Annotated in this window: 9 protein-coding genes; 3 read left to right on the top strand and 6 right to left on the bottom strand. The window is 30.1% G+C overall.

What is annotated here, in order from left to right:
• Window positions 1-29 precede the first annotated feature (29 nt).
• Window positions 30-209 carry a hypothetical protein gene (locus tag NOX80_RS00815; protein WP_256551453.1) on the bottom strand — a complete coding sequence of 60 codons (180 nt, stop codon included), beginning with the start codon at window positions 207-209 and terminating at the stop codon, window positions 30-32.
• A 1,102-nt stretch (window positions 210-1,311) separates the two neighbouring features.
• Between NOX80_RS00815 and NOX80_RS00810 the strand changes: the two genes are divergently transcribed.
• Both NOX80_RS00810 and NOX80_RS00805 read left to right on the top strand, forming a co-directional pair.
• Complete coding sequence (locus NOX80_RS00810) at window positions 1,312-2,763, top strand: hypothetical protein (RefSeq protein WP_256551452.1); 1,452 nt, start codon at window positions 1,312-1,314, stop codon at window positions 2,761-2,763.
• A 7-nt stretch (window positions 2,764-2,770) separates the two neighbouring features.
• Window positions 2,771-3,379, top strand: a complete 609-nt coding sequence (locus tag NOX80_RS00805; RefSeq protein WP_248755403.1) for a DUF6705 family protein — start codon at window positions 2,771-2,773, stop codon at window positions 3,377-3,379.
• 668 nt (window positions 3,380-4,047) lie between these two features.
• Here the strand turns inward: NOX80_RS00805 and NOX80_RS00800 are convergent.
• From NOX80_RS00800 to NOX80_RS00785, 4 genes are read right to left on the bottom strand one after another with little or no spacing between them, the layout of a single operon-like run.
• The gene (locus NOX80_RS00800; protein WP_256551451.1) at window positions 4,048-5,109 is read right to left on the bottom strand and encodes a DNA adenine methylase; all 1,062 of its coding nucleotides are present in this window, start codon (window positions 5,107-5,109) and stop codon (window positions 4,048-4,050) included.
• On the bottom strand, window positions 5,097-6,827 hold the full coding sequence (locus NOX80_RS00795; RefSeq protein WP_256551450.1) for a hypothetical protein: 1,731 nt from the start codon (window positions 6,825-6,827) through the stop codon (window positions 5,097-5,099). Before NOX80_RS00795 ends, NOX80_RS00800 begins: the two co-directional genes overlap by 13 nt.
• Before the next feature lies 1 nt (window position 6,828).
• Window positions 6,829-8,367, bottom strand: a complete 1,539-nt coding sequence (locus tag NOX80_RS00790) for a hypothetical protein (protein WP_256551449.1) — start codon at window positions 8,365-8,367, stop codon at window positions 6,829-6,831.
• A 5-nt stretch (window positions 8,368-8,372) separates the two neighbouring features.
• The gene (locus tag NOX80_RS00785) at window positions 8,373-9,470 is read right to left on the bottom strand and encodes a hypothetical protein (protein ID WP_256551448.1); all 1,098 of its coding nucleotides are present in this window, start codon (window positions 9,468-9,470) and stop codon (window positions 8,373-8,375) included.
• A 649-nt stretch (window positions 9,471-10,119) separates the two neighbouring features.
• On the opposite strand from NOX80_RS00785, the gene NOX80_RS00780 reads away from it, so the two are divergent.
• On the top strand, window positions 10,120-10,710 hold the full coding sequence (locus NOX80_RS00780; protein WP_256551447.1) for a hypothetical protein: 591 nt from the start codon (window positions 10,120-10,122) through the stop codon (window positions 10,708-10,710).
• Window positions 10,711-10,823: 113 nt separating this feature from the next.
• Here NOX80_RS00780 and NOX80_RS00775 read toward each other — a convergent pair whose 3' ends face one another.
• Window positions 10,824-11,612 (bottom strand): hypothetical protein, encoded by a 789-nt coding sequence (locus NOX80_RS00775; RefSeq protein ID WP_256551446.1) that lies wholly within the window; start codon window positions 11,610-11,612, stop codon window positions 10,824-10,826.
• Window positions 11,613-11,704: the final 92 nt, after the last annotated feature.

Below are 11,704 nucleotides of genomic sequence, written 5' to 3'. Positions count from 1 at the left end.
CTGAAAGTAAACCTATGTATAACAGGTTGTTAGGGTAAATTTACTGATTTTTTAGCAGATTCAAAGTATTGATCAACAGCAATTTCAGCAATTTCAAATAAAAATTCAAGTATCAGGGCAGCGTTTTGCTCATCTACTTCTATACCATCCTGCCTGAGCAATTCAATTGCTCTTTGTGGCGTTATCTCCTTCCTCATTTCCTCTTTCATCACGCACACTTTATCAATTAAGGGATAAAGGTCGTCAGACCCTTATCCCAACCCGGTAAAAAACTGGAATATCAACCCTAAAAGCCTACCTCAAAACCTATTGACGGTAAAAGCCGTTTTTCGGGTATAATAATCCAAGTGACAAAGTAACTGATCATAAGATAACCTGTCAAGTACAAGATCAAGTTGGTACCCCATTGGTACCCCTTGGCGTCGGTCCGGGATCAGCACAAGAACATCCCTATCCATGCGGCACAAAAAAGCTTTACTCCAAAAACTGATAAAATGTGCAAAAGGATTTCCGTAATGATCCAAAGGGATTGGTTTAGTGCTTACCAGAAAAGAATACGCAAAAAGGAAAGTAAATTTACTTGGACGGTGCAGGTAAACCGGACAAAAGACTACGCCATAATGGGTTGCTCGTAAACTCACAACCCACCCCGGAGGGGACTTATTGCGTTTCCTTTTGCCGGCCTGCCCCTGTCCAAGTGGTTGACGGGACTTTCTTTTTCCGTTTTCTTTTGGAAAACAGTTTTTGTGCTTATGCGTTTGTGCATTCTAGCGTTCGTACATACAAACGCTAAAGCACGCGCGCGTAACTGCGCAGTACTACATACCTGATCAACGGGTTTAAAAGCTACATTAGTGTGTAAACGATCCGCCTACAAAGCCGGGATTTAGGCGAGGTCATTTTTTTCGCTCTCATCTTCTTAAAAAGTTTGGTGTTAATTCGCAAAATAAACAGATTGCTATCTGTCCATAGCAAGGTCACGTTGTCCGAACTCAGCTTCCTAAAAAACGGCGGTGTCCGACACCTAAAATAGATTGCCGCCTGTCAATAGCAAGGTGTGTTTTTGTCGGACAAAAACCTTTTTGTCCGACAAAAAACCTTGCCACTATCGTGGTACGGTTTGGCTCCGAAGTCGCTAACCCTATTGGCTTGTAACGTTTTAGTCATCAAGGATACTTACTGTAAGAAAAGTAATATAGTTCATGTGCGTATTTACACTGCTTTTTGGTACAAACTGCCTTAATTACGGTTTTTCCGTAATGCTATTGAGTTTAACAGGGCAATATTTGCAAACGCATTTTAAGATCAATTATGAAAACAATTTTTAAAGTATGGATTTTTATGATCCTGGTGATGCTTGCTGGTTGTGAGCTTAACGAGGAAGTTATCCGCAATGAAAAGTATGCGGAAAAAATTAAAATAAGAGAATCTTCTCTTGACAAATTATTGGGCGAAGGTAAATTTCTAACCGCCTATAATAAAGTTTATGCCAATAGGGATAAATCCCGTACAGCAATGGAAGCCCAGTACAATTTCACCATCGTACCACATGGCGCCAAGGTTATAGAAGATGGTACTAAAACTTCCTATACCTTTAAGATTACGAGGGAAATCAGTAACCCCGATTTTTTTGAAAACCTTGTCATTAACGTAGATAGTTTGGGACAACCAAGTGCTTATATTCTAAAATATACACCAAGTGAACCGTTAGCGCCTGCCGCGCATAATTCTTTTAATTTTAAAGGGCAAGTAAAAATAACACCGATTGTGTACAATACTACGGAAACGGGTAAAACAACAATCTGTGTTACGGCGCAAATTTTGATGTGCGATCAGGCATGGAGTTCAACAAACACCGGTGTACACGTTGCTACCAATGACTGTCAGGATCAAAATCACTTATTTTATTCTCCTGTTACAACCTGTTATACTGTTAATGGAGATATTGGCGGTGGCGATTTTGGTGATGACCCTGTTGTTATTGCTCCAATTGGCGGCGGGGGCGGTGACCCTCCGGCAGAAGGCACACCTCCTAATAATTGTCATCGATGCCCGGTTATTATTACTGCACCTGTAGAGGAATGGGTAGAACCACCTTTACATTGCGAAAAGTTAAATGAACTCCTTAAAAGCTTTAATTTTAAAGAAGCAATAAAAAAATTAAAAACAGAACAGGCTTTAACCGGCGTTAAAGAGCAAGGGTATAATTTATCCTATAATGGTAAAGGAAATCTTGTCGTATCAGAAGTTCCCGAAGCAAATACAGGTGAGAATAACGTAAATTATTCCACTTTCCCATTAGTTTTTGGCGGTGTACATTGTCACCTAAACGGTCATTTCTCATTGTTTTCAGGAGCTGATCTGTTTTTATTGGACAAATTTTATCAAAGGCATAATTACGCTTCAAACGGTGGGATTTCCAACCCTTTAATACCGGTTCATTTACTTGTTTCTAATATGGGCGTATATGCGATATCTGCCGACAATGTTCAAGCGATGGAAAAACTAAGAGAAATTTATTCAAGTAATAAAAAACGTGAAAGCTTTGTGAGAGCGTTAGAAAAAAAATATCAAAAAATTGATAACAGTAGTTTTGCATTAGCAAATTATCAAAAAATATTTTTAGAGTTCCTAAAAGACAATGGTTTACAACTTTCATTGTATAAAGCTGACGATAATCTAACAAAATGGACTAAATTAGCTCTCAACGATAATCCTGAGGCTAATACAAACAAACCTATTAATGAAATAAACTGTAACTAATATTGATATGAAAATAATTCTTAAATTTTTCCTGTTAGTAGCTTGCTTATCGTGTAAGGCGCAAGTCATAGTACCAATTGCCAGTGATAGTGATGCAGCATACGGAAACAATACTTATAATAAAGATGTTGATAATGATTTTGCTAAATATATTGGTACATGGAAATACCAAAACGGAAATACATCACTTACAATTTCTTTTGCGAAGAAAACATTCGAGTACTTCGAATATAAAAATTACTATCAGGATTTGTTAATTGGTGAATACAAATACATCAGTAACGGGACTGAAATTATAAATACATTATCATTACTTGCTGATAATTCACTAAGTGGTGACGATCATAATATTTCCGGAAATTTAATTTGGAAAAAAAATACTTACCCGGTATGTAATGATTGTACGCAGAATGAACGCAGAATTAAGCTTTCGTTTTATGATCCAGATAGAAGATATTTAAGCAGCTCTATTATTTTACGATATAAAAATGACAACGGTACCGAAAAAATAATTGTTAAAATATATAAAAGCGATAACTCCATTATGCAACCGGATGGGTCTCCGGATGAAATGCGCCTTCCTTATGGAGAGTACATTTTGACGAAGCAACCTTAGAATATCTTAGGAAGTTTGCCACGTTCCTGCAAACGGCAAGATGTCCGGTTGTTTCACAAACCGATTTTTCTAGCCCTTTACTCGAATCTCGTGGGCTTTGCTAAAACAAAAATTTATACCTGCTAACCATTCTAAAAGTTAGCAGGTATTTTTATACTATTCCATAAATAGCCCCCTTACCATTAAATATTGAAACACCGAAAAATTACCTTCCAAAATAGCTAAATAGTAGAATTATGGTAGATTGATTATGATGAAGTGGATTAATACATCTTACCAGTTTGCCACGTTCCTGCAAACGGCCAGATGAACGGTTGTATCACAAACCGATTTTTCTAGCCTCACTCGAATCTCGTAGGCATAGCTGAGTTAAATATTTATACCTGCTAACTTTTGAAAAAGTTAGCAGTTTTTTTATATGACTTCATAAATTTCATTTCTTGCTACACACGGAGGATTTTATCAAGTCATTATTGGATATTATGTTTAATAGATAGAATATCTCATTTCCAATAAAGACATCATGTTAAACAAGTGGTGTAGCATGTTATAGTTTTTTTTGAAAATTAAAAAAACTTCTTGTTAAGACGAATTAGTTTATACTTAATCTACAATTATTATCAAATTGAATAACTGTAACTTTCTTAATATGTCTAGTTGCTTTATTTTTATCGATTAATATTTTTACAAACAAAAAGCACTTCCTCATTTACATTATTATTTCTATTTAGTGCATAATTGTATTGGCCTAGATTATACTCCAAAACTTCGAAAACTTCAAAGCTTCGAAGTAATTCGTAAATTGCTTGTATTGAAGGAATACCATTATTTCTATATGATATGACAATATGAGAATTAAGATGATTGTTAATAAGAGTTCTTAGATCATTTAAAAAGTTAGTTTTATCTTCAAATTCCCTAGATGCATTTATAGTAATTTCACGATTGTTTTTATTAAAGTTTATATTGTCGGGAATATTGTAATAATTTACCAACCCTTCAAGAAAATGATACTTACTATGATAAGAAGTGGTACTTTCTTTTTTGAAATATGGAGGATCTATATACACTAGATCTGCGTTCAATGGACAATTTAGAGCACTAAAATTATGAGCAGTATTTATTCGTCCGTTATCAATACAAACTTTATCTAATTCATTTATAAATCGCATAAAAAGTTCTTCAAAACTTCTTTCCCAAGTTTGTTTATTTCCAAACTTACCCGTTGTATAATTCAATCTCATATTTAAGTTCTTTCTATGAAATAAATTATAAGGCCTTTTCATTAAGCAACTCTGAAAAAGTATGTATAGAGCGCTACATTGTATATTCTCATTATCTAATGCTAAAACGTTTTGAATATAAACATCTATTTGGTCATTCTCTTCATTCGTAAAATAGATGTCATTATAAAATTCTGAAATATAATTTAGGTATTCTACTCCTTGAATTCGTTCAAACAAACTGATTGCATTTTCATACGTTAATTCATTTGTATTTTGTTCTATTAATTTTTTTCCAATTATGAAATTAAATTGGAAGATGTCATTATAAAAAACTTGTTTATTATGTAATTTAGAATAATATGAAAATGAAGCAGAACCTCCAAAAACATCTAAAATAGAATCAAACTGTAAATTTGCTTCATTGGTTAAAATGTTCCATATTTTATCTACTATTTTTCTTTTTGATCCATAATATCTAGTTTGAGGTAGTACTATATCTGGCATATATCTTTAATAAATTCTTTTAATTTCGAAAGTTCTGGTTCGGCAATACACTCCAACTCTAAATTTGGATGCCCAAAAAAAGGTATCTTGAATTTATACGGAGTAACAGCAAATCCATCTCTTCTAGTATTATAACTTGAATCCGTAAAAAAATGCTTGTAATTATCCAGATTAGGGTTACTTAAAAAACCAAGTAAAATAAACTTAACACTCTCCAAATCTGAATCAATTATTCGTTTTAAATATTCAATATTATTATGATACTTTTTAGAAGTATCATAAACATTATCTTTAGTAAGAGTAGTCTTTGCCTCCAAAAAGTAAAACTTATCATCTTTAAATATTACAAAATCAAATTCAGCTTTTGACTCACCATTTACGCGTAATTCTACATTACTAATAAAATCAACACCTAATCCTTGTAGTAGTTCTTCAATAAGATCTTCATAGTATTTTTCAACTAAATAAAAGGACAATTCTGCTTTTAGTATATAGATCTTTGATTTTTCTTTTTTCTTAGGTTCAGAATTTACGAAACCTTCAGTAAACCTATCATCTTTATGCTTTAGGTAGTGCAATAAATGATATTTATCGCCTATTTTTTGCTCCGAAGATATACCTAATAGTTCCTTTTCAACATCTTCATCTGGTAGAAAGAAATTAAAATTTGACAAATCACTTAACTTTTTAACTACAATAAATTTTTCGAAAAAACATTGATAATCTTCTTTTATATCTACACTTCTATCCAAGTATAGATTATTTTTGAGATTGCACAATAGTTTATTAAAATCTCCTTCCTTACTTTTTTCTTTAAAATTCTTTATTAGTTCAGAATTACATAGCAGTTTTTGTTGTCGTTTTTTAAGATAATTATCTTTTAATAATTGCCACAAATACTTATTTACATTTTCTTTTTTTACATATTTCTTAATATCGATATTAGACTTTAACAATATGTGGTCATTCACTTTAATTCCAAGAGTAGTTTTATCATTAGAATTGTTATCTCTTATTATGTAATATTCATCATTATCTAGATCAAAGCTGAGTTCATTATTCAGATCATGTTCGTAGTTGACCCATATATCATCAAAATCAAAAACATCAGATTCTAATAAATCGAAATTTAGTAAATCGTCCTTTATGAAAATTGTTTGAGGTTTAAAATTTTCAGGTGTGGTTACTTTTATATATTGGCCTGCCTTATTAAAGTCATAGATTGTTGAAATACTATTTATCGATTCCTTTAATCTATTATTATTAAGATTTTCAATAATGTTACTAATGACATTGATAGTTTTAAATTTATCATTTAAACTATTTTCGACTTCCTTTTTTTTTGCCAATGTTGAATAAATATGAAAATTATCCTTCAAATAGTAAAGAAAATCTGGAGTATTAAGTTTTGATACAAAGATTTGACTTCTTAAATAATATGCATTCAAATGAACAGCTAGTGTATTAAAAAACTGATCTTTTGTAAATCTATATTGATCGTTTTCATCTTTTTCCAAATACTCATCTTTGTTTACTTCTAAATGGTCATAAAATTCATCAGTGAATAATAAAATTGCATATTCTATATCATTTTCATTAATAGTTATATCTTCTAATTTAATATATACATCATAGCACAAATTAAATAGTGCTACTAAATACTTATCAAGTTTTAATGCTATTTTATAAGCAAACACTTTATTATTATTATCAAACATACTATAGACTAGAATTAGTATAATTTTCGATTATTGGCTTAAGTTTTATCTGGTGTTCAAAATGTTGTCTATATAACTCTAATAAGGTAAAAAGATCCTCAAAATTTTCAACATCAATAATACTAAGTTTAAAGCTATCAAAGAAAGAATATTTTTCTAGATATGAATAATTTAATTCCATTGATGCGGGAACAAATAAGGATATATTTTTAAAGTCAATTTTCTTGTCAAGATTTAGATATTCTGTACAGCTCATTATTTTTTGTATTTCACTATCAATTACAGTTAAATCATTATTAAATATAAAATAACAAAGAGTATCAGTTTCATAATTATAATAATATCTTAATTGGCTTGTAAACTCTTCAATTTTAATATTAAAACTTTCTAAATAATACTCTAAAGGATCAAAAAACTTACGATGTAAATTTTTAAAGGCTTCAACATTTATATCCAAATCTTTTTTTGTATTAGAGAATATTTCTAATAGTGAATTCTCTCTTAATTCGGTTTCCAAGGTTTTTTTCTCTGTTTTACCAAAAAGAATATCAGAAATTCTTTGGATTAATAATCTATTACTAATTGCATCTGTCTCTTTTGATAATTTCTTTAATACATCATCCGTACTTTCATTAGAATCAAAGATTTCTTTTAAGTACTCGATTAATTCAATTTTATCTTTTTTCTCTGAAATTGGATTTATTGGTATAATGTGTTGATATATACGAGTATATAAAGCCTCATTTGTTATTTGAATTATATTGCTATCAGTACTATCAGTCATTGCAAGGATTAAATAATGACCTTTAACCTTATTTGAAAGATCTATTAACTCTCTAAGAGATGTTAAAAAATGTGAAAATCTTATTTTTGATTTTTCTCTGATTTTCTCTACTTCGTCAATGCAAAAAATAATAAATCTACCAGTTTGTGATAATATATTTAAAAATAGAACCAGTATTTCTCTACGCTCATAATCTTTTAATTGACGTAAATCATGTTTATCAAAATATCTCTTACTATTTAATCTTCCAGTCCCTAAATAGAATAGATTTTTAATCTCAGAAAGAGAATTTGAAGAAGAAAACAGTTTATTTGTATATTGTTCAATTGCCCCAAAATTATCTTTGTAATTATTTGCAAGAGATGCATGTTCAAACTGTTCACCAACTAAAGCTTGGACACTCTCGACAATATAGTTGGTGTAGTTGTCTTCTATTATTCTTAACAAATTAAGGATAATGTCGTAATTGTCGGCATCGGCTCTGTAATACAAAACCTGAATATCATCATTACTGCGATAATAAAGGGATAAATATTTTAAAATATTAGTTTTGCCATTACCATAATTTGCGGTGATTATTGACGTTTGAAATCTTCCTTTTTTTATATCGTCAATCTTTGTTTTAATTTTAGTTTTCGCCTCATTTTGATCTACGATAAAATATGGAAGTTCAGGAACTTTTCCTTCTTTTATATCCGCTTTAAAACTATCTGACTTACTTTGGGGAATTTTATCCCATAATGAATGTCCTTGCATAATCTTTATTTATTAAGTTCCTTAATTTTAATATTTACAACTGGTCTATTTCTTATAAAATATTGATTTTTACCAGAAATTGCCTGAACAACATTATTAAAGAATATATTATATTTATTTTTTTCAAATTCATAAAATTGCGAAATAAAACTTTGGAAAGACTTTTTTCCCATACTCATTTTATTAGCTATCTCTTGTAATGATAAAAAACCAAGTTCATTTTTAGGTGTAGTTTCATAAACTTCTAGAAAAAGATCCACTTTCAGCTGAAATTTACTTTTCGAAATAATTTTGTCTTTGTAATAATCATTTACTTGGTTTTTGACTTTCAAATAAGAATCTCCAAATCCATTTTGAATAATAATATCTAAAAATGACTTTTTTATATTAAAATTTTTATCAAGAAAATCTAAATCTTTTATCCAATGCTCTCTTACTTTACTAAAGTTTTTCTCATTACTAGCTTCTGTATATCTAAAATGCTTAATATCAAATTTATCAACAAGAAAATCAAAATGAATTTCTTCAATGCTCAGATTTTTTATTTTTTTCTGGATTTTTTGCAAAAGGCATAGTGAAATAAAGAAATGAAAATCTCTTTTAATAATTGAGCTAAAGAGAGCTTCTTTTTCTTTTTTGCTAAGTTTGAAAGAATTACTCCGTAAACCTACTAAGACTTTCCCTGTAAACTTTAGCTGATTATTGTTATCAACAAAATCTAATTTGTCTTTTGATAAATTTATAAAATATGAAGTAGCTTTATAAGTGCTAAAAATAGCCCGTTCACTATCATTCCTTCTTTTTAAAAGAGATTCATTGATAATTTTCTTTTTTCTTTCCTTATCAACTCTAATTATGCTATTGTATGATTTCTTTACAGAATCAAACGATGGAATACCATGTGTCAAAGTTTCTGTGGGATTCTTTTTATATAAATTGTACAATTTCTTAATGAGATATATGTAAAATTCAACGTAAAAATCTGATTTAGAAATTTCATTATTACTATTCTTTTGCTCTATGAATTTACAAACCCATTTTACAGAATTTAGATTCTGATTGTAAGGTCTATGTAAACTTTTTATATAAATTATCGATTCCAATTAAATGTAATTTTGATAGTATAAAAGTAGCGAATTTAAGATATAAAAATTAAAAGCAGTAAAATATTAATAGAAATGATAATCTTTTGAAATATAGGTATTTATGACTCGTGCAGTAAAAAACAGCTTTTAATAAACCGATATCAGAATTATATCGATAATAAAATAGAATCTAAAAATAATCTATTCTTGTTAGCTACTGATTTAAACATTTGTTTGTCAAGTATTTATTTTTTAATATTAAATTGCTTTGTAATTTAATATTCTCTAAAATTTTAGTACATTATTCATGCTGGTCTAAAATCGTTAAACATTACTTGAAGAATTACAATAAAAAAACACCAATATGTTAGTGCCTTAAAATAAATTTCATTTTAAGGCACACTTTAGAATAATTACCTAATTAATAATTAGGCTATCGCTATTTCAGAGAGAAGCTTTAAATCTTCCAACAATTGGTTCGAATTTTGTACCAACGGGTTCACAAAAAAGACAAACTATATAGTTTGTCTTTTTTGTTTTTATATATTTCCTGTAAAATATTTCTTATCCTTTTGTCGTGAGATTGCCTACTTTTTCATAGTATTGCCTGTAATTAGAAGACCGGATTTTAGAGAGAAATGGGGATTAACAAAAACAAACTTAAATAATGAGTCGGAATTACAAACAGATAAAGAAAACAGTAGTGACCGTATTGGTTCTGCTAACCCAAATACTTGTTTTCGGACAGGAAAAACTAGTAAAAGATATTGACAATGACGGGATAAATGATACCGTTTACTTTGATGAAAAGAAAATTGTAATCGTTTGTAAATTATCAACAAATAATTTTAAGCCGATTTACAGTAAGCAGATAGAAACAATGGGGTTTTCGGCCGGAATAACGGCAACCCGAAATGGTTTTGCTTTTTATTTCAGCTATAATCGTGCCGGCAACAAAAATCAGTTTCGATACAATGCTAAAACAAAAAAAATACAGTTAATCGGAATGAGTAATTATGAGCAAGGGAATGCAGCAAACGAAGGAGCCGGCGAATCGAGTGTGAATTTGCTTACAGGTGATTTTATCGGGAACTGGATTCAATATGAAAATATAAAAATGCCGACTGTAAAAACGAAAATGCACTATAAAACAATTAACCTGGAAGATTTTAATGAAGAGATATTTGAAGGATATTCGAAAAGATCAGCAGAAGAGTACTACAAAAAAAAGAAAGAAATAGATGCCAAACGAAAATAAGAAGGTAAATAGCCGTCTCTCCGAAGTTTGTAACTTCGGAGCATAAAATATACAAACAAATCGGCTCTCCGAAGTTTATAACTTCGGAGCATAAACTACATATAACTTTGTTGTTATCCGAAAAAATCTTTTAGTTTTTCAAATAGACCTTTCTTCTTCGCTGTTTCGGGTGAATATGACGGATCAGTAATTATGTCAGCCTCCTTTTTTTCAACGGATTCAGATTTGTTTAAAGATCCGGTTATGATCTCCTCATTTGCCAGATAATAATCTAAAAAGGATTTATTTAATTCATTGATCAAATTATTATCATTTGGATACTGATCGATGATACTTTTTATTGCCTTCAAACCGTTTAGCCAGTTTTGATATTTTTCCCGGAAGTAAGCTTCTTTATTTTTAATCGTACTGGGAATAAAATGAAAACTCGCCGTATGATTACGCAGCGTTTGTTGGAAAAAAATAAGCATCAATGCTGTAAAACTATTAGTTCGAACGGAAAGATTTTCGCCGTCTTTTTCATCCCAATATTCACTCATAATCCATACTTCAGGATTTTCTTCATCCGAATAGAGTAAAGAAATATAGTCATTTCGCCTTTCAGAAATAACAAAAAAATCCTTTTCTATTTGTAAGGCATTTTCTTGAAATACTTCATTCGCAAAAGAATTGATATAGTCCAGGCTTTCAAAAGACATATCTTCAGCATCCATAAATTCGAATAAGAATTTTTTTCCGATGCTTCTCAGATACGCTTCATAAGCCGGAGGAATTGCGCCTTTTTCATTCTTTAGTTTTTCAATATCTTGATCATTGCACCCGACAATCCCCTTTTTTTTATCAATTTCTAAAAGCAGTAAATATTTTTTAAGCGTATCAAAATATTCCTGGTATATTTTCATGAGTAAATGAATTAGGGTTGACTGCAAATATATCGAAAAGAGGGAATAAAAAGGAATAGGGTCTGCCGATTTAGATATTCATTTTAAGTGGA

It is taken from the genome of Flavobacterium cerinum, assembly GCF_024496085.1.
Classification (GTDB): Bacteria; Bacteroidota; Bacteroidia; order Flavobacteriales; family Flavobacteriaceae; genus Flavobacterium; species Flavobacterium cerinum_A.
The sequence above is the reverse complement of the archived record's forward strand: the minus strand, read 5'-3'. Positions and strand labels throughout refer to the sequence as shown.